This is a genomic window from Sphingomonas cavernae, assembly GCF_003590775.1.
GTDB lineage: Bacteria > Pseudomonadota > Alphaproteobacteria > Sphingomonadales > Sphingomonadaceae > Sphingobium_A > Sphingobium_A cavernae.
Window position 1 is genome coordinate 355,469 of sequence record NZ_QYUM01000003.1, and the last position, 18,569, is coordinate 374,037.

Consider the following 18,569-nt stretch of genomic DNA (forward strand, 5'->3'; position numbering starts at 1 on the left):
TGGTTAGCGCGTCGAATTAACCGACATTCGTCATCGACTCGCGCGCGGTTGCGAGTCACGCGGGGCAGATGATGCGTAAAGCGCTGCTCCTGATTGCGATCCCGCTGCTGGCGAGTCCGACGCTCGCGCAGGAAGATGGCGCGCCCTTCACGATCGTCGAGACGGGGCAGCGGTTCCAAAAGCTGTTCGAGGCGGTGGACGCGATCGGCGATGCGCGGGCGACCATCCGCATCGCGCCCGGCACCTATCGCCAGTGCGCGGTGCAGGAGAGGGGGGAAATCACCTATCGCGCCGCGATCCCCGGACAGGTGATCTTCGAGCGGACGACCTGCGAGGGCAAGGCCGCGCTCGTACTGCGCGGGCGCGCGGCGACGGTGGACGGCATCGTCTTTCGCAACCTTCGCGTCGCTGACGACAATGGCGCGGGCATAAGGCTGGAAAAGGGCGACCTCGACGTTTTCAAGGCGATGTTCCTCGATTCACAGCAGGGAATATTGAGCGCGAACGATCCTGCCGGCGCGATCCGCGTGGAGGATTCGACCTTCTCGGGACTTGGCTATTGCCCGGACGGCGGCTCATGCGCGCACAGCATCTATATCGGGCATTATGGCGCGCTCAGCGTCGTCAATTCGCGCTTCGAACGCGGGACCGGCGGACATTATGTCAAAAGCCGAGCGGCGCGTGTCGAGATTGCGGGATCGAGCTTTGACGACACACGTGGCCACCAGACCAACTACATGATCGACCTGCCCTCGGGCGCGGTCGGCTTCATCCGCGGAAACACCTTCGTCCAGGGACGCGACAAGGAGAACTACAGCGCGCTGGTGGCGGTTGCCGCGGAAGAACGCGACAATCCATCGGAAGGGCTGGTCGTCGCGGACAACCGGGCGTCGATCGCGCCCGGCGTGGACCGCGCAAGCACCTTCGTCGTCGACTGGAGCGGCGAGCGCATCGTGCTCGCCGCCAACCGGTTGGGTTCAGGTCTGACCGCTTTCAAGCGCCAGTGAAGATCAGGGGCAGGTCGAGCCGGTCCCCGCGTCGAGATCGAGGCAGCGCCCGTCGATTTCCTCGGCCGGAACCTTGAGTTCAACCAGACTGGCGAGCGTCGGCAGAATGTCGACGGTCTCGACGCCGAGCGGCTGCTCGAATCCCGTCGTGCCGGGCCGGTAGAAGATGATCGGAACGCGGCGGTCATAGATCCATGGCGATCCGTGCGTCGCGACATAGCCCGGCCCGGGCTTCGAGATCGGGGTGACGTGCGACTTGAGCAGCACTACGAGGTCACCCGAGCGCTCGGGATCGAACGAGGCACGGCTGCGCTGTGCCAGGTCCCATTCCTCGACGGGAGGCTTGGGATCGGCGACGCGGCGAAGCTCCTCCTTGGTCAGCACCGCGGCCACCTGCGGATGCGCAAGCAGCTTCGCCTTGGCGAGCGCGAGCACGCGGTCACGTTGGGTGTTGGACACCGCCTTTGAGAGATACCAGTCGCCAAAGGGGCCATCGCCGTAGAATAGTGGGCCGTCGATGTTCAGCCCCAGCTCGCCCGCGAGCGCCTTGCCGAAATTGCCGGGCAGAAGCGCGACATCTACGCGCTCGGCATCGGCGAATCCACGTTGTTTGTTGCGTTCGGGCAGGTCATGGCCGCCATGATCGGCGGTCAGCACCACCGCATAGGGCACGCCGCTTGCGTCGAGCGCCGACAGGATGCGACCGATATTGGCGTCAAGACCAACCATCTGCGCGCACATCTCGGCGCCTTCTGTGCCGAAACCGTGGCCGACATAGTCGGTGGCTGAAAGCCCGATCGTTAGAACGTCGGTCGATGCGCCCTGGCCGAGCTTCAACTCTTTCATCAACCCGATAGCGAGGTCCGTGGTCGCCGCGTCGAAATCGCTCGCGGCGCGAAAGCTCCTGAAATCCTCTGCCTTGCGATCGGCGAGAACACCCACCTGTTGTGCCGTGCTAACCGGCACCGCCACCGACCGAGAGCGGCACTGCGCGGGGAGCGTCGCCTTAGCGGGCTTCGCGATGAGGGCTGCCACGCGCGCGTTGATCGCGTTCACCGTGGCCGGCGGCGCAGCGGTGCGATCCGCCAGCGTCACATAGGATTTGCCGCCCCAGAACCACATCTGGTCGGTTTCGTGCCCTCCCATCATCACCGCCGCGCGGTCCTTGCCCGCAACCGCGACGACGCGCGCAGCGGGATCGGCGGTCTTCAGACGGTCGCCCAGCGTCGGAACCTTCAGCAATTTCGTCGAGACGACATATTTGTCGGAATTGCTGCCGGGCGCGTCGGTATCCTCGGAGCAATAGACCTTCTTGTCCTCGCGGCCGAGGCTCAGGTCGAACCAGTTGTTTGCGATGATACCGGTGCGTGCGGGATGCGATCCGGTGAGGATCGTCGAGTGACCGGGGCAGGTTTCGGTTGCGGCATGGCTCTGATAGCCCGAGGGGAAGACCACACCGTCCTGCAGCCGCTTCATGCCATCCTTGAACAGCGGGCGATACTCGGCGAAGACATTGGCCGAAAACTGGTCGACCGAGATGGCGACGAGGAGTTTGGGCTTCTGCGCGGGCTGCGCCGCGAGCGCTGCGGGGATGGCAAGGGCTGTCAGAAGGGCGGTAACGCGCGCATGTGTCTTCACGAATAACTCCTTGTCGCCAACGGGTGCAGTTGGGCTAGTATAGGGGGAACCCCGAAGGATAAAGTGTGCGGATGAAGATGCTGCGTTTCGCGATAATGACATTGCTCAGCTTGTTGCTGGGCACCCAGGCCCATGCGCAGGCGCAGCCGACGCATATCAAGCCGGCGCTGATCGCCGAAAGCGTGGTGCCGGCGGCGGGCGGGATCGTGACGCTGGCGCTCGCCATGAAGCCCGACAGGGGCTGGCACGGCTATTGGAAGAACCCCGGTGACGCCGGGATTACGCCCGAGTTCAACTGGACGCTACCCGCGGGCGTGACCGCCGCTGACGCAGAGTATCCAGTCCCGCACCGGCTGATGCTCGCGGGGCTGATGAACTATGTCTATGAGGGCGATTATGCGCACCTCATCACGCTGACGCTGCCCGCGGGGCTGGCGAAGGGCACGAAGCTGCCGATCCAGCTTGCCGCCGACTGGCTTGCCTGCACCGATCAGGTCTGTGTCCCCGAAAGCGGTACGATGGCGATCGAGCTCGTCGTCGGCGACGGCACGATCGACGCCGGGCGCAAGGGCCAGTTCGACCGCTGGCGCGCGCTGCTCCCCAGGCCGCTCGGTAGCGAAGGACGTTTCGAGGTCGCCGGCGGCAATTTCCGGCTCGGCGTGCCGTTGCCCGCCTCGGCCACGCTTGGCGAGGTCTATTTCTTTCCGCTGACCGATGGCGCGATCGACTATGCTGCCCCGCAGACCGTGCGCCGCGACGGCGACATGCTGACGATCGAGGTCAAGGCAGCGGGTGCGGCGGGCGAACTCAAGGTGATTGATGGCGTGCTCGCGCTCGACAAGGACAAGGGCCTCGCGCTCAAGGCGCTGCCGGGAAAGGTGTCGGCCGCGGGAGCCATCGTCGGTCCCGCCGACACGGGGCGCATGGAGGGCGCGGGCGGACTCGCGGGCACGCTGCTCGCATCTTTCGGCGCGGCGCTGCTCGGCGGGCTGCTGCTCAACATCATGCCCTGCGTTTTTCCGATCCTGAGCCTGAAGGCGCTGAGCCTTGCGCGCTCAGGCGGACATGAGACCGCCGCGCGGCGCGAGGCGCTGGCTTATACCGCGGGGATCGTGCTGGTCTGCGTCGGGCTCGGTGCAGCGCTGCTGGGCCTGCGCGCGGGCGGGAGCGCGGCGGGCTGGGCGTTCCAGCTTCAGGATCCACGCGTCATCCTGTTCCTGCTGCTGCTGGTGAGCGCGGTGGCGTTCAATCTGGCGGGGCTGTTCGACTTCGCATCGCTGGGGTTCGGCAATCGCCTTGCCGCACAAGGCGGTACCACGGGCGCCTTCTGGACCGGGGCGCTTGCCGCCTTCGTCGCGACCCCCTGCACCGGCCCCTTCATGGGCGTGGCGCTGGGCGCGGCTCTGGTGCTGCCGCCGATCGCCGCACTCACGATCTTTGCGGGTCTCGGATTGGGTCTTGCACTGCCCTTCCTCGCGCTCGGCTTCATTCCCGCGCTGCGCAAGCGCCTGCCGAAGCCGGGTGCCTGGATGGAGCGTTTTCAGCGCATTCTCTCGATCCCGATGTTCGTGACCGCGCTGGGTCTCGCCTGGATACTGGGGCGTCAGGCCGGGGTCGACGGCATGGCGATGGGGCTCGCCGCTGCGCTCGTGCTGGGGCTTGCGCTGTGGTGGATCGGGCGGCGTCAGTCGCATGGCGACGGCAGGAACTGGCTCGCGCTTGCGCCCGCCGCGGCGGTCGCGATGGCGATGATCCTGACCGTTTCACCTGCGCCCAAGGCTTCGGCGGGAGCGCCGGCGGCTGGCATCCTCGCCGCCGAACCGTTCAGCGAGGCGCGGCTCGCGGCGCTCCAGCAGGAGGGGCGGCCCGTGTTCGTCTATTTCACCGCCGACTGGTGCCTGAGCTGCAAGGTCAACGAAAAGGCGGCGATTCAGCGGCAGGAGGTGGCCGATGCGTTCGCCGCGAGGCGCGTAGCGGTGCTCGTCGGCGACTGGACCGACGGCGACCCCGTGATCGGCCGCTTCATCGAAAGCCACGGCCGCTCGGGCGTCCCGCTCTACCTTTTCTACAAGCCCGGCGGAGCTCCTGAAATCCTGCCGCAGGTGCTGACGCCGGAACGGCTGACCGCGCTGGCGGTTTGAGGCTGTGATGGATTGCCAAGGAGACGGTTCATGAAAATGTGGATTGGTGGAACGCTCGCGGCGGCTGCATTCGCGCTCGCCATGCCCGTGATCGCGGGGCAGGCGACGGGTGCGAAGGCCGGCAATTTCCGCGTGAACGACGCGACGGGCAAGGTGATCGAGCTGGAGCAGTTCCGCGGCAAGACCGTCGTGCTCGAATGGAACAATCCGGGCTGCCCCTTTGTCCAGAAGCACTACACCAGCGGCAACATGCAGAACACGCAAGCCGCCGCGCGCAAGGACGGCGTGGTCTGGCTGACGATCAATTCGGGCGCGCCGGGCAAACAGGGCTATATGACGGGGCCCGAAGCGCTGAAATTCGTCAAGGAGCAGAAGAGCAACGCCTCTTATTACCTGCTCGATCCCAAGGGAGTGGTCGGCAAGGGCTATGGCGCCAAGACGACGCCGCAGATGTTCATCATCGATAAGACGGGCACGCTCGTCTATCAGGGCGGCATCGACGACAAGGCGACCGCCAAGGTGGCCGACATCGCGAGCGCAACCAACTATGTCACCGCTGCGCTGTCCGAGATGAAGGCGGGCAAGGCCGTCTCGATCAGGGAATCGCGGCCCTATGGCTGTTCGGTCAAATATTCCGACGTGAGCTGAGAGCGCACCGGGAAATTGATCCTGATGGCCCATGATTTTTTTGTGGGGTAGTCGGGGTTTCCCCCGATTGTCCCCGCTTGTGTTTGAGAACAGATTTTCCCGGAATGAGGGAAAATCGCCATGTCCGATCACGCCGCAAACCGCCGTTCGCTGTTCCTTGCCGTGGCAGGGCTCGCGCTGTTCTGCCCCTCGGGCCCGCTCAAGGCGCAATCGATCGCGACCCCGGTCGACGCGCGGCCCTTTCCGCGGCAATTCGAGGCGAACGGCCTCCATTTCTGGCAGTATCCGCCGCAATATGAATCGCTTTCGGGCAATCTGGTAACGGGGCGCGCGGCGGTCGCGGTCCAGACGGGCGAGACGAAGGACGCGCAGGGCAAGACGCAGCCGCAGCTCGCCTATGGGACGGTCTGGCTCACCGGGCGCGCCGAGATCGACAAGGAAGGCCGCGAGGCGACACTCACCGGCCTTCAGGTGCAGCGCGTGAGCTTTCCGACGCAGAGCGCGAATGAGGCGCGCTACCGCACCGCGATCCAGGCTGCGGTCCAGAACATCAGCAAGGTGGTGAGCCTCGATCAGATAGAGGCATCGATCGCGCTCGGCCAGGCGCGCGCCAACGAACGGGCGTTCACCGTGCAGAACGCGCCGCCCGAGATCGTCTTCGCCTTCCAGCCCGCGGTGATGGTCCATCTCGATGGAGCCGCGGTAATGCGCCCGATGAAGACCGCGGGCGTCCAGCGGGTTATCAACACGCGCTCGCTGCTGCTCAATTCAGGCGGCGCCTATTATCTTCGGATGGGCGGCAAATGGGCGCGCGCGACGGCGCTCGACGGCCCATGGACGCTGGCGACGAGCGTGCCCGACAGCGTTTCGCACGCGCTCGCCGAGGCGATCGAGGGCAAGCTTGCCGATCCGATGGACAAGCCCGCCGACAATATCGCCGAGGCCCTTGCCGCGAACCAGCTCCCCGCGATCATGGTCCGCACAAAGCCCGGCGAGCTGATCCCGGTTGCGGGCGATCCCCAGTTCGAGCCCATCCCGGGCACGCAGCTCAGCTATGTCGCCAATTCGCCCGCCGACGTCTTCGTGCAGGCCAACAAGACATGGTTCGTGCTGATTTCGGGGCGCTGGTTCCGCGCCGCGTCGACCAAGGGACCCTGGACCTATGTAGCGTCGAACGCGTTGCCCCCGGATTTCGCGAAGATACCGCCCGACAGTCCCAAGAGCGCGGTGCTTGCGTCGATCGCAGGGACGCCCGAGGCGCAGGAGGCGCTGATCGCCAATTCGGTGCCGCAGACCGCCTCGATCAACCGCAATCAGGCGAAGTTCGCCGCCAGCTATGACGGTGCGCCCGATTTCGTGCCGATCAAGGGCACCTCGCTCACCTATGCGCACAACAGCGCGGTGCCGGTGATCAAGGTCGATGCGTCGCACTATTATGCGGTCAGCAACGGCGTGTGGTTCACCGCAGCGTCGCCGACGGGCCCGTGGGCCGTCGCGACCGAGGTGGCGCCCGCGATCTACACGATCCCGTCAAGCTCGCCGCTTCATTATGTCACCTATGTGCAGGTCTATGGGACGAGCGGGGACACCGTCTATGTCGGCTACACGCCGGGCTATTATGGCACCGTGGTGAGCCAGAACGTCGTCGTCTATGGCACGGGCTATCCCTGCGATCCGTGGGTCGGCAGCGTCTGGTACGGTTGCGGCAGCACCTACGGCGTTGGGGCCTATTTCGGTTTCGCCGCCGCGGTCGGATGGACCTTCGGCTTCGGCTGGGGGTATGACCCGTGGTACGATCCCTGGTACGGTCCCTATTGGCCCGGCTATTACTACCCCTGGGGCGCGGGCTATTATTATCCCGTCGCGGGCGCGTGGAACGTCTATGGCAATTGGGGCAACGCCGTGGTCTCGGGCACCGCGGCGGCATGGGCCAATCCCTGGACGGGCAATTACGGCCGCGCAGCCGAGGGCAGCTTCTACAACCAGCGCACCGGTGGGCGCGGCATGGGGCAGGCCGGGATCAACACCAACATCTATACGGGCACCACGACCGCGGGTGCGCGCGGGGTGCGCTACAATCCCCAGACGGGCCGCGTGGTCGCGGGCGGCGGCGCCGTCGCCTACAATCCCTATACCGGGCAGGCCGCAGCCGCCGGACGCCGCGACGTCGTCAACACCAATACCGGGCGCGAGACAAAGGCCGCGGGCGCGGCCGGGCGCGGCCCGGAGGGTGCGGGCGCGGCGGGCGCTTTCTCATCCAAGGGCGAGGGCGGCGACATCGCGGGCGCAGGCCACATTCGCTACGACCGCGACACCGGCGACATCAATCGCGGCGGCGTGGTGAAGGCGGGCGACGACATCTATGCCGGCCGCAACGGCAATGTCTGGAAGAAGACCGACAGCGGCTGGCAATCGATGGTCGGTGGCGAAGGCAGCACGCGCCAGGTGGGGCCGCCCGACAGCTCGCTCGACCGCGACCGGATGGCGCGCGACCGCGGTTTCGACCGCAGCGGCGCGGCTGCACCCGACAGGCTCGACCGCGGCGCCGTGCGCGGCGGCTTCCAGGGACGCATGGGCGGCGAACGCCCCGCGATGAACCGCATGGGCGGGATGCGCGCAGGCGGGTTCAGGCGGCGCTAGAGGGATCCTATCTTGTGCTCCGGGCTTGACCCGGAGCCCAAGCTGGACGCTGTGCGCAGCCGGACAAATGGACTCGTGCTTTCGCAGGAGCACTGCTTCTATTTGATCAAAGCGCGCAGCCGTCCGAGGCGCATGCTTGGGAGGCTTGCGCCTGGCGCTCGGGCTCGCCTTCGCGCCAGAGTGTTTCGAGCGCGTGGAGGAAATATTCGGGGCTCTGCCCACCCGAGATCGCATATTTGTCGCCAAGCACGAAGAATGGCACGCCGCTGACGCCGATCGCCTGTGCGCGCTGTTCGTCGGCGATCACGTCGGCGGTGTAGCGGCCTTGCTCCAGCGCCGCGCGCGCATCGTCGACATCGAGCCCCGCCTCGCCAGCGAGCGCGACCAGCACGTCGATCCGGCTGAGCCACTGGCCTTCGGTGAAATTCGCGCGGAACAGTCGTTCGGCCATCGCGTCCTGCCTGCCCGCGGCGCGTGCGAAGTGCAGCAGTTCGTGGCCCTTGCGCGTGTTGAAACGCTTGACGCCTTCCGAGCGCATCTCGATCCCGACGCTGGCGGCGGCCTCGCCGCACTGCGCGATCATCGCGCGCACGCGTTCCTCGGGAATTCCCTTGGAAACGAGATACTCGACGCTGCTCATCTTCACTTCGGCCGGCATGTCCGGCGATAGCTCATAGCTGCGCCAGACCACCGACACCGCATCGCGGTGCGCAAAGCGCGTCAGCGCCTCCTCGAAACGGCGCTTGCCGATATAGCACCAGGGGCAGGCGATATCGGAGAATATCTCGATCTGCATAACGTTCCTGTCAGTCATTTGCGCGTATAGACGGGGCGGCCGCCGACCCAGGTTTCGCGCACCTTGGTGGCGCGGATCTCGGCGGGCGTCGCCATCAGCGGGTCAGTGTCGATCAGGATGAAATCGGCGCGCATACCGGGCGTCAGGCTGCCCAGCCGGTCCTCGGCGAAGCTTGCATAGGCGCCGCCGGTGGTGAAGGCGGCGAGCGCCTGTTCGCGTGTCACGCGCTCCTGCGGCTGCCAGCCGCCAAAGGGCTGGCCCTTCGCGTCCTCGCGCGTGAACGCGGCGGCGATCCCGGCAAAGGGATCGGGACTTTCAACGGGTGTATCCGATCCGAACGCAAGGCGGCTGCCCGCCTTGATCATCGTTTCCCAGGCATAGGCGCCCGCCAGCCGGTCGGGGCCCAGCCGGGCTTCGGCCATCAGGCGGTCCGAGGTCTGGTGAACGGGCTGCATCGAGGCGATGGTGCCGTGCTGACCGAAGCGCGCGATATCGACGGGGTCGACGATCTGCGCATGTTCGACGCGCCAGCGGCGGTCGCCCTTGTAGGTTTGCGCGAGTTCGTCGATCGCGTCGAGCAACTGTGCGTTGGCTTTGTCGCCGATCGCGTGGACCGCGACCTGGAAATTGTCCATGGCGGCGCGGCTCATCAGGTTGCGGAGCTGGGCATCGGTCAGGAAGCCGAGCCCGGTTTCATTGGGTGCGTCGTGATAGGGGCGCTTGAGCCATGCCCCGCGCGAGCCGAGCGCGCCGTCAGAAAGGAGCTTGACCCCGACCATCCTGAGTTTGTCGCTGTAAAGCCAGGGGCTTGGCCCCGGTCCGCCGATCTGGATCATTGCTGGCACGCCGGCCGCATAGGAGAGGATACGGATATGCAGGCCGCCATTGTCGCCCGCGCGCCTGTAGGTCATCCAGTCGTCAAGACTGGTGCCCATATCGGCAATCGCGGTGATGCCGTAGGACAACAGCGTCTGCTGCCCTTTGACGAAGGCAAGATCGCGTTCGCGCGCCAGCGGCTCGGGCACGGATTTCTGGATCAGGTCCATCGCGGCATCGACGAAGACGCCGCCGGGTGCAGCGCCCGTCTTTTCGATGCGGCCGCCCGCGGGCGATGCGGTTTTGGCGGTTACGCCCGCCGCCGCCATCGCCGCGCTGTTGGCCCAGCCCGCGTGACCATCGACGCGTCGCAGCCAGACGGGACGGTCGGATACCACCGCATCGAGGTCGGCAGCGGTTGGGAAACGGCCAAGTCCCCAGGCTTCCTGATTCCAGCCGGTGCCAAGGATCCATTTGCGATCGGGATGCGCCTGCACATAGGCCGCGATCATCGTCTTGGCCTCTTCGAGCGACTTCGCGGCCGACAGGTCCAGCGTCAGCGCCTGAAAGCCCACGCCCATGACATGGCCATGCGCGTCGATGATGCCCGGCATCAGCGTCAGGCCCTTGCCGTCGGTCTTGAAATCCGGCCGCTCGGGGCGTTTGTCCTTGCGTTCGAGCAGCTTGGAAACCTTGCCGTCCTTGTCGATCAACAGCCCGTTGAAGCGGACGACCTTGCCCGCCTTGTCAATCGTCAAGCCGTTGACATTGTCGATCAGCCCGTCGGCGAGCGCGGGGGTGGGGAGGAGCGCCAACAGTGCCAATATCAGGCCGTTCGTCCCGAGCGAAGTCGAGGGACGTCCGCGCCGCGTGTCTCGACTTCGCTCGACACGAACGGACCTTTTCCAAATTGAAATCACTTAGGGAGTCTCCGGATAAGGGCGCTGGTGTCCTGGCGGTGCCCGCCCATCGCCTGCACGTCGGCAAAGAACTGGTCGATAAGCGCCGCGACGGGAAGCGCTGCGCCGTTGGATCGCGCCTCGTCAAAGGCAAGGCCAAGGTCCTTGCGCATCCAGTCGACGGCGAGGCCGAAATCGAACTGGTCCTCGGCCATTGTCTGCCAGCGATTTGTCATCTGCCAGCTCGACGCTGCGCCGCCCGAAATCGCCTCGTAGACGCGGTCGAGATCAAGATCGGCGGCCTGCGCGAAGCGGATGCCTTCGGCCAAGCTCTGGATGATGCCGGCAAAGGTGATCTGGTTGACCATCTTGGTCGTCTGCCCCGCGCCCGCGGAGCCGACATGCACGATGCGTCTGGCATAGGCCTGCATCAGCGGTGTCGCGGCCTCGATCGCCTTAATCGAGCCCCCGCACATGATCGCCAGCGTCCCGTTCTCCGCGCCAGCCTGACCGCCGGTCACCGGTGCGTCGACGGTCAGGATTCCCGCGCTCTTGCCCTCGACCGCGAGCTGCCTTGCGATCTTCGCGGATACCGTGGTGTGGTCGATGAACACCGCGCCCTCGCGCATCGTGCGGAAGGCGCCTTCGCGCCCCAGTACCGCCTGCGCCAGATCGTCGTCATTGCCGACGCAGGTGAAGACGGCGTCGGCATCCTTCGCAGCGCTTGCAGGATCGGGCGCGACGCTGCCGCCATTGGCGGCCACCCAGGCCTCGGCGCGCGCGGGGCTTCGGTTGTAGACGGTGACGTCATGCCCTGCCGTCCGCAGATGGCGCGCCATGGGGCCACCCATGGTGCCGATGCCGATAAAAGCTATTCTTGCCATCGGCTGTGCATAAGCATTGTTTCCCCGATCGGCTAGATGGGGTAGGGGCAGCGCATCATGGCTACCGAACCTCTTAGCACCGACGTCGTGGCAGAATTGCCCGTTTCCCTCGCCGATGTTCGCGCCGCGGCCGCGCGTATTGGCAAGTCGATCGTGCGAACGCCGACGCTGCACAGCCAGACGCTCTCGAAGATGACGGGCGCGACGGTCTATCTGAAGTTCGAGAACCTCCAGTTCACCGCCGCCTATAAAGAGCGCGGCGCGCTCAATACGCTGCTCCAGTTGCCCGAAAACGCACGCGAGAAGGGCGTGATCGCGGCGTCGGCGGGCAACCACGCGCAGGGCCTCGCCTATCACGGCGCGCGGCTGGGCATTCCCGTCACGATTGTCATGCCGCGCACGACGCCCACCGTGAAGGTCATGCAGACCGAAAGCCACGGCGCGACCGTCGTACTCGAGGGCGAGACCTTCGACGCGGCCTATGCGCATGCGCGCAAGCTCGAGGGTGAGCGCGGACTGACCTTCGTCCATCCCTTCGATCAGGAATCAATCATTGCGGGGCAGGGCACCGTCGGGCTCGAAATGCTCGAGGATGTTCCCGAAATCGACACGCTGGTGATCCCGATCGGTGGTGGCGGGTTGATCTCGGGCATCGGCGTTGTTGCGCGGGGGCTGAATCCCGACATCGCGCTGGTCGGCGTCCAGGCCGAACTTTACCCCTCGATGTTCAACCGCATCAAGGAGACCGACCTGCCGTGCGAAGGCGATACGCTCGCCGAGGGCATCGCGGTCAAGCAACCGGGCAACCTGACCTCGCGCTTCGTGCAGGCGCTGGTAGACGACATCGTGCTGGTCGACGAGCGTACGCTCGAAGAGGCGGTGAGCCTGTTCCTGCAGATCGAGAAGACCGTGGTGGAGGGCGGCGGCGCCGCCGGGCTTGCTGCGCTGCTCGCGCATCCCGAGCGATTCAAAGGCAGGACCGTGGGCATCGTCCTTTCGGGCGGCAACATCGACACGCGGTTGCTCGCTAACGTATTGCTCCGCGATCTGGCGCGCTCGGGCCGGTTGGCACGCGTGCGCGTCCGCCTTCAGGACCGGCCGGGCGCGCTTTACAATGTCGTGCGCATCTTCGGTGAGCAGCAGGTCAACATCATCGAGATCTATCATCAGCGGATCTTTACTTCGCTTCCTGCCAAGGGGCTCATCACCGAGATCGAGTGCGAGACTCGCGACCGCGCGCATCTCGACCGCCTGGTCGACGCGCTGCGAATCGGTGGCGGCTATGAAGTCGGGCTGGTTGAACTCGACTGAGGCGCGATTCGTCCCATTTTGAATCGCTTTGAACCACTTTGAATCAATGGCGATTCTTGATCGTGGTAAACGCTCTTTTCATTATTGCGCTTGGGCTTCATAGTTTCGAAACGGGCTGAGACCCGTATCGAACTGGCAGAGGACAGGCCCAGGTGAGCGCACCATTTCGCTTCCCGCGTTTTTTCGTGACGAGCCCGAGCCCGTGTCCGTATCTGCCGGGCAAGAGCGAGCGCAAGGTGTTCACCGAGCTTTCCGGGCCGCACGCGTCCGAGCTTAATGACGCGCTCGGCCGGATCGGTTTCCGCCGCAGCCAGGGCGTCGCCTATCGACCGAGCTGTGTTGATTGCCAGGCCTGCGTTTCAGTGCGCGTCGCGGCCCAGCGCTTCGAGCCCAATGCCACGCAGCGCAAGCTTATCCGCAGGCACGCCGATCTTGAGATCACCGCCTGCCGGCCCTGGTCCACCGACGAGCAGTTCGAGCTGCTGCGTCGCTATCTCGGCGCGCGGCATCCCGGCGGCGGCATGGCCGACATGGACGAGCTCGATTATGCCGACATGGTCGAGCAGACGCCTGTCCAGACCTTCGTGATCGAATATCGCGAGCCTTCGGTTGATGGCGTCCCCGGCAAGCTCGTCGGCGCCTGCCTAACCGATCAGCAGGGCGACGGGCTGTCGATGATCTACAGCTTCTTCGACGCCGACACCGCAGGTCGGCGTGGACTCGGCACCTTCATCATTCTCGACCATATCCGCCGCGCGGCGGAGGCGGGGCTGCCCTATGTCTATCTGGGCTACTGGATCGATGGTTCGGACCGCATGGCCTACAAGGCCAATTTCCGTCCGATCGAGAAGCTGACGCCCGCGGGCTGGCAGGAATTCGAGCCCGCACCGCGCGCGCTCAAGCCCTTCGACGAACGCCGCGCCCAGACGCGCGAGCATGTTTTCGGGTAGGCCACGATAGGCACCCGCTTGCGCCGGATGCGTTATGTCAATCTTCCGTCAGCCGCGAATTGGCCTTGCGCCATTCGGCTGGAGTGACGAAGCTTCCTTGCCAGACACCTTGTCTTGCCGCCCGCGCTTCCCGCTCCGCGTCAGCATAGGGCGCGTCGCCGAATCCGCCGGGGCTGATCGCGAACCCCGCGCGCACCATTGCTTCGCCGATATCCGCGGACCCCTCGTTGCGGCAGGTGGAAATCGCGCGGCCGAACTGGTCCCGCGCGCGGGGCGTGCAGCCGAGCCCGGGTGCCCTGAGCAGCGCTTCGAGCTTCAGCCGCGCCTGCTTGCCGCAATCCCAGGGGCGGCCCGCGGCATCGGTGCACGACTGGTGATATTCGGGCGCGTCGATCCCGGACAGGCGAAATTCGTCCTTGCCGATCAGGAAGGTGTCGCCGTCGCGCACGGAGACCGCCGCATCGCCCGCAAACAGTTCGCGCGCGCCGATGCCGATCTCCTCATTCCACGCATAGGCAAGGAGCAGCGCGAACAAAATGGCGAGCGCGACCGTGCTCCTCAGATATCGGCGAATGCGGCCCACCTCAGTCGGGGGCGAGGAAGGGCGGATCGGGAATCGTCTCCCGCGCATCGTTGAGCAGCAGGCCCCAACGCACCGACAGGTCGTTGAAATAGCGATCGTCCCAGTCGATCCGCCGAGTGATGACGGGCTTGTCCCGTTCCACCGGCACGACGACCAGGTCGAGCGGCCGGCCTACCGCGAGGTTCGACCGCATCGTGCTGTCGAAAGAGATCAATCCTACCTTTACCGCCTCGCCGAGCGGCGATTCATATTCGAGCGCGCGGTCGAGGATCGGCTTGCCATATTTGGTCTCGCCGATCTGCAGGAAGGGCGCGTCGGGCTGACATTCGATGAAATTGCCCTGGCTGTAGATCAGGTAAAGCTTCAGTGGCTCGTCGCCGATCCGGCCGCCGAGCAGGATTGACACGCCGGTGTTGATCTCGGTGCCCTGGAGCGTGCCTTCCAGATCGCTGCGCGCGCTGTGGATCGCCTCACCGACGAGCTGGGCTGCACGGAACATGCTCGTCATATCGGACAGTCGGCGCAACGCGCCGCTGTCGTCATGCGAGGGCAGGCCCTCCTCGAGCAGCGTCAGTGCGGACTGCGTGACCGAAAGATTGCCCGCGGTCGCGCCAATGACGATGCGGCCCTTGCTCTCGCCGAGCATGTGGAGCTTGCGGTAGGTCGAGATGTTGTCGACGCCGGCATTGGTGCGCGTGTCGGCGATCATCACCAGGCCGGTCTCGACAAGCATGCCAACGCAATAGGTCATGACACCCGTTCAATTCTGTTGCTGGCTCTGGGCCATCGTCACATGCACGTCGACCGTAAGGCGTTCTTCGCCGCCGCCCGTGCGCGCCCCGGATAGCGGAGCCGCCTGCGCATAGTCCAGCCCGGTCGCGACCCGAATATAGGCGTCATCGGCGCAGATGCCATTGGTGGGATCAAAGGCGACCCAGCCGAGATGATCGACCCACGCCTCAACCCAGGCATGCGCGGCGGGTTGGCGCGCGGCGCCGTCGCGGCGGAAGAGATGGCCCGAAACATAACGTGCGGGCGTGCCCGCGGCGCGCGCAGTGGCAAGGAAAACATGCGCGAAATCCTGGCACACGCCGTGCCCTGCGGCGAAGGCGGTCGCCGCGTCGGTGTCGACCTCGGTCTTGCCGGGGTCGAAGGCGAGCCGCCGGTGGATCTCGTGGTTGAGCAGATGGAGCCAGGCGAGCTTGTCGCGGTCCACCTCCGCGGCGCGGCGCGCGAAGGCGACAATGGCAGGGCTGGGTGCGCTGAGCGGCGTCGAACGCAGGAACAGCTCCGGAGGAAGCGGCTCGGCGGCGTCGCGCACGACACCCGCGGTATCCTCGGTGAACACCTCGCCAGAGACAGCGATACTCAGATGATCCACGGGGCCGGGAATGTAGATCATCGTCACCTTGTTGCCATAGCCGTCGACATGGCTTCTCAGCCGCGCATCGCATTCGACGTCGATCGACCAGTCGACCACCGTCTGTCCGGCATGGCTCGTCGGCGTCACGCGAAGCGACTGGATGATCCGCTGCTGCGGATGCGTGAACCGGTAATCGGTGCGATAGTCGATCGTCAGGTGCATTGTCAGTTGAACCGGAACTGCTGTGCAATGGCGCCGTGGAGTTCCGCATTGTCACGGATGAAGTCCGAAAGGAACTGGTGAAGCCCGTTCTGGAAGATCGTGTCGATATCAAGCCGCTCGAGCGCGCTCTGGCGCTTGCGCGCCAACCGGTCGGCCGCGCCCTGCTTGCCCGTGGCGCCCGCGATCGCGCTGAGCATATGCCCCGCCTCGTCAACCGTCGCGATCAGCGAGCGCGGCATCGGTCGCTTGAGGATGAGCATGTCGGCGACGAGCCACGGGCGCAGCCCCTCGGCATAGAGAATGTGGTACGCGGTGCGCGAGGACACGACCTGGAGCAGCGTCATCCATTGGTCGCGATCGATGATCCCGCCGACCTTTTCGCCATCGGGCAGCAACAGATGATATTTCACGTCGAGCAGCCGCGCGGTCGCGTCGGCGCGTTCGATGACCATCCCCAGCTTAACAAACCAATAGGGCTCGCTGCGCAGCATCCGGTTGATCGCGCCTTCGAAGCTGCGCGATTCGACCTTGATCTGATCGACAAGGCTGAGCGTCGCCTGCGGGCCGCCCGGGCTCGCGCGATGCTTGAGGTTGAGCCAGGCGCGATTGATCGTCTCCCACGCCTCGCGCGTGATCGCATTGCGCGCCGCGCGCGCATTGAGCCGTGCGGTTGCGATGCACGACCGGATCGAGCTCGTATTGCCTTCGTCGAGCGCGAGATAGCGGCTGACATGGAGCGGTGAGACGCTGTCGCCGGTTTGCTCGAAGCCCGGATTTGCGGCGGCGACCGCAAGCGCGCTCGTCCATGCCCCCATGCCCGCCGGCCGCGCCGAAAGCGAATCGAGCCGGATCGTCGCCTCGAGCAGCCGGGCGGTGAACTCGGCGCGTTCAACATAGCGTCCGATCCAGTAAAGACTGGCCGCGGTCCGCGACAGCATGATCAGGCTCATCGCTTTAGCCCCTCCCTTCCCAGGGAGGGGTTGGGGTGGGTGCGAGCGGAACGAGCGTTCGTGATTTCGGGCCAACGGCTTCGTCGGCCATTGTCAAATGACAATGGCACCCACCCCCAGCCCCCTCCCTTGGAAGAGAGGGGTTCAATGGTGCGCAGTCGCTTCATCCGCAATCGTCCCGCTCACACAGCACGAAGCTGTCCTTGGTCCCGCCGCCCTGGCTTGAGTTCACGACGAGCGAACCCTGTTTCAGCGCGACCCGCGTAAGACCTCCGGGGGTGACGGTAACGCCGCTGGTTCCCGTCAGGATGAAAGGGCGGAAATCGACATGCCGCGGCGCGATGCCCTTGTCGGTAAAGGTCGGGACGGTGGAGAGCGCCAGCGTGGGCTGTGCGATATAGCGTTCGGGCTGCGCCACCAGCGCGGCGCGGAAATCCTCGATCTCTTTCCGGCTCGCGGTGGGGCCGACGAGCATGCCATAGCCCCCCGATCCGTCGACCAGTTTCACCACCAGTTCGCCCAGATGTTCGAGCACATACTTAAGCGCCTGCGGTTCGCGGCAACGCCAGGTCTCGACATTGGGAAGCTTTGCTTCGCCGCCTGAATAATATCGCACGATCTCTGGCATGTAGCTGTAGATCGCCTTGTCATCGGCAATGCCCGTGCCGGGCGCGTTGACGAGCGTGACGTTGCCCGCCTGCCAGGCGGCCATCAGCCCGGGAACGCCCAGCATGGAATCGGGGCGGAACACGAGCGGGTCGATGAAATCGTCGTCGATCCGGCGATAGATCACGTCGACGCGCAGTCGCCCCGAGATCGTCCGCATGTAGACGATGTCCTCGTCGACCTCGAGGTCGGAACCCTCGACCAGCGCTATCCCCATCGTGTCGGCAAGAAAGCTATGCTCGTAAAAGGCCGAGTTGAAATGCCCTGGCGTCAGCAGCACGCAAACCGGATCGCGCCGCGTGCACGCAGGGGCGACCGAGACGAGCGTCTCGAACAGGGACTCGCAATAGCTGTCGACCGGCTGGACCGGATAGGTTTCGAACAGCTCGGGGCAGAGGCGCAGCATCGCCTCCCTGTTCTCGATCATATAGCTCACGCCCGACGGCGTGCGCGCATTGTCCTCCAGGACGAAGAAGTCGTCGGGACCCGTGCGGACGAGGTCGATCCCGCAGATATGCGCATAGATGCCGTGCGGTGGCCGCGCCGCCGCGGCCGGGATGCAGAATTGCGGGTTGGACCAGATGAGTTCTTCGGGGATCACGCCATCGGCGAGGATCCTGCGCGGTCCGTAGATATCGGCGAGAAAGGCGTTCAACGTCTCGACGCGCTGGACCAGCCCTTCGGAAAGCCGGTTCCATTCGGCGGCGGTGAAGATCCGCGGCACGATGTCGAAGGGTATGATGCGCTCAGCGGCGTCCTCCTCGCCGTAAACCGCGAAGGTGATGCCAAGGTCGCGGAAATATTGCTCGGCGGCCTGCTGCCGACGCTCGAAATCGGCGGGGGAGGTGTCCCTTGCCCACTGCGCCAGTTCGGTGAATTCATCCCTCGGCGCGCTGCGTCCGTCAAAGCCCCAGATTTCGTCGAAGGTGCCGCGTGAAGCCATATCCCTCCTTCAGGCGGGCGCATGAAGCGCCGGTCGAAACGCAGACTGCATAGTTTTGCTGCATTGCACAAGAGGGGGCTCGAAGCCAAAAGGCAAGTTCGGGTGCTTCGCT

Annotated in this window: 15 protein-coding genes; 6 read left to right on the forward strand and 9 right to left on the reverse strand. The window is 65.4% G+C overall.

The window, feature by feature from the left end:
- Window positions 1–71 precede the first annotated feature (71 nt).
- Window positions 72–1,007 (forward strand): right-handed parallel beta-helix repeat-containing protein, encoded by a 936-nt coding sequence (locus D3876_RS09410; protein WP_119763665.1) that lies wholly within the window; start codon window positions 72–74, stop codon window positions 1,005–1,007.
- A gap of 3 nt (window positions 1,008–1,010) precedes the next feature.
- Here the strand turns inward: D3876_RS09410 and D3876_RS09415 are convergent, their stop codons facing one another.
- Complete coding sequence (locus tag D3876_RS09415; RefSeq protein ID WP_119761656.1) at window positions 1,011–2,747, reverse strand: alkaline phosphatase family protein; 1,737 nt, start codon at window positions 2,745–2,747, stop codon at window positions 1,011–1,013.
- Here D3876_RS09415 and D3876_RS09420 point away from each other — a divergent pair.
- The 3 genes from D3876_RS09420 to D3876_RS09430 all read left to right on the forward strand — a co-directional run bounded on the left by D3876_RS09420 (window position 2,717) and on the right by D3876_RS09430 (window position 8,074).
- Window positions 2,717–4,786 carry a protein-disulfide reductase DsbD family protein gene (locus D3876_RS09420; protein WP_119763667.1) on the forward strand — a complete coding sequence of 690 codons (2,070 nt, stop codon included), beginning with the start codon at window positions 2,717–2,719 and terminating at the stop codon, window positions 4,784–4,786. The genes D3876_RS09415 and D3876_RS09420 overlap by 31 nt on opposite strands.
- A 30-nt stretch (window positions 4,787–4,816) precedes the next feature.
- Complete coding sequence (locus tag D3876_RS09425) at window positions 4,817–5,434, forward strand: redoxin domain-containing protein (protein WP_119761658.1); 618 nt, start codon at window positions 4,817–4,819, stop codon at window positions 5,432–5,434.
- 120 nt (window positions 5,435–5,554) lie between these two features.
- Window positions 5,555–8,074 carry a hypothetical protein gene (locus D3876_RS09430; RefSeq protein WP_119761660.1) on the forward strand — a complete coding sequence of 840 codons (2,520 nt, stop codon included), beginning with the start codon at window positions 5,555–5,557 and terminating at the stop codon, window positions 8,072–8,074.
- Window positions 8,075–8,180: 106 nt separating this feature from the next.
- Here D3876_RS09430 and D3876_RS09435 read toward each other — a convergent pair whose 3' ends face one another.
- From D3876_RS09435 to D3876_RS09445, 3 genes are all read right to left on the reverse strand, one after another.
- Entirely contained in the window at window positions 8,181–8,870 is a 690-nt protein-coding gene (locus D3876_RS09435) for a DsbA family oxidoreductase (RefSeq protein ID WP_220475450.1), read from the reverse strand.
- Between the two features lie 14 nt (window positions 8,871–8,884).
- Window positions 8,885–10,513 (reverse strand): amidohydrolase, encoded by a 1,629-nt coding sequence (locus tag D3876_RS09440; protein WP_119763669.1) that lies wholly within the window; start codon window positions 10,511–10,513, stop codon window positions 8,885–8,887.
- A gap of 89 nt (window positions 10,514–10,602) precedes the next feature.
- Entirely contained in the window at window positions 10,603–11,469 is an 867-nt protein-coding gene (locus D3876_RS09445) for an NAD(P)-dependent oxidoreductase (protein ID WP_119761663.1), read from the reverse strand.
- Window positions 11,470–11,526: 57 nt separating this feature from the next.
- On the opposite strand from D3876_RS09445, the gene D3876_RS09450 reads away from it, so the two are divergent.
- Both D3876_RS09450 and D3876_RS09455 read left to right on the forward strand, forming a co-directional pair.
- Window positions 11,527–12,780, forward strand: coding sequence for a threonine ammonia-lyase (locus D3876_RS09450; protein ID WP_119761665.1), 1,254 nt, complete (start codon window positions 11,527–11,529; stop codon window positions 12,778–12,780).
- A gap of 152 nt (window positions 12,781–12,932) precedes the next feature.
- Window positions 12,933–13,730, forward strand: a complete 798-nt coding sequence (locus D3876_RS09455; protein ID WP_119761667.1) for an arginyltransferase — start codon at window positions 12,933–12,935, stop codon at window positions 13,728–13,730.
- A gap of 37 nt (window positions 13,731–13,767) precedes the next feature.
- Here the strand turns inward: D3876_RS09455 and D3876_RS09460 are convergent, their stop codons facing one another.
- The 5 genes from D3876_RS09460 to D3876_RS09480 form a co-directional block, all read right to left on the reverse strand.
- Window positions 13,768–14,313, reverse strand: coding sequence for a thermonuclease family protein (locus tag D3876_RS09460; protein ID WP_182911968.1), 546 nt, complete (start codon window positions 14,311–14,313; stop codon window positions 13,768–13,770).
- Window position 14,314: 1 nt separating this feature from the next.
- Window positions 14,315–15,064 (reverse strand): proteasome-type protease, encoded by a 750-nt coding sequence (locus tag D3876_RS09465; RefSeq protein WP_119761670.1) that lies wholly within the window; start codon window positions 15,062–15,064, stop codon window positions 14,315–14,317.
- Between the two features lie 9 nt (window positions 15,065–15,073).
- On the reverse strand, window positions 15,074–15,898 hold the full coding sequence (locus D3876_RS09470; protein WP_119761672.1) for a transglutaminase family protein: 825 nt from the start codon (window positions 15,896–15,898) through the stop codon (window positions 15,074–15,076).
- A 2-nt stretch (window positions 15,899–15,900) separates the two neighbouring features.
- Window positions 15,901–16,836 (reverse strand): alpha-E domain-containing protein, encoded by a 936-nt coding sequence (locus D3876_RS09475; RefSeq protein WP_119761674.1) that lies wholly within the window; start codon window positions 16,834–16,836, stop codon window positions 15,901–15,903.
- Window positions 16,837–17,011: 175 nt separating this feature from the next.
- Window positions 17,012–18,457, reverse strand: a complete 1,446-nt coding sequence (locus D3876_RS09480) for a circularly permuted type 2 ATP-grasp protein (protein WP_119761676.1) — start codon at window positions 18,455–18,457, stop codon at window positions 17,012–17,014.
- Window positions 18,458–18,569: the final 112 nt, after the last annotated feature.

Bases quoted from the DNA above. Each gene is read 5' to 3' on its own strand.
- D3876_RS09410 (WP_119763665.1), top strand. From the start codon at position 72: ATGCGTAAAGCGCTGCTCCTGATTGCGATCCCGCTGCTGGCGAGTCCG.
- D3876_RS09420 (WP_119763667.1), top strand. From the start codon at position 2,717: ATGAAGATGCTGCGTTTCGCGATAATGACATTGCTCAGCTTGTTGCTG.
- D3876_RS09415 (WP_119761656.1), bottom strand. From the start codon at position 2,747: ATGTCATTATCGCGAAACGCAGCATCTTCATCCGCACACTTTATCCTT.
- D3876_RS09425 (WP_119761658.1), top strand. From the start codon at position 4,817: ATGAAAATGTGGATTGGTGGAACGCTCGCGGCGGCTGCATTCGCGCTC.
- D3876_RS09430 (WP_119761660.1), top strand. From the start codon at position 5,555: ATGTCCGATCACGCCGCAAACCGCCGTTCGCTGTTCCTTGCCGTGGCA.
- D3876_RS09435 (WP_220475450.1), bottom strand. From the start codon at position 8,870: ATGCAGATCGAGATATTCTCCGATATCGCCTGCCCCTGGTGCTATATC.
- D3876_RS09445 (WP_119761663.1), bottom strand. From the start codon at position 11,469: ATGGCAAGAATAGCTTTTATCGGCATCGGCACCATGGGTGGCCCCATG.
- D3876_RS09450 (WP_119761665.1), top strand. From the start codon at position 11,527: ATGGCTACCGAACCTCTTAGCACCGACGTCGTGGCAGAATTGCCCGTT.
- D3876_RS09465 (WP_119761670.1), bottom strand. From the start codon at position 15,064: ATGACCTATTGCGTTGGCATGCTTGTCGAGACCGGCCTGGTGATGATC.
- D3876_RS09470 (WP_119761672.1), bottom strand. From the start codon at position 15,898: ATGCACCTGACGATCGACTATCGCACCGATTACCGGTTCACGCATCCG.
- D3876_RS09475 (WP_119761674.1), bottom strand. From the start codon at position 16,836: ATGCTGTCGCGGACCGCGGCCAGTCTTTACTGGATCGGACGCTATGTT.
- D3876_RS09480 (WP_119761676.1), bottom strand. From the start codon at position 18,457: ATGGCTTCACGCGGCACCTTCGACGAAATCTGGGGCTTTGACGGACGC.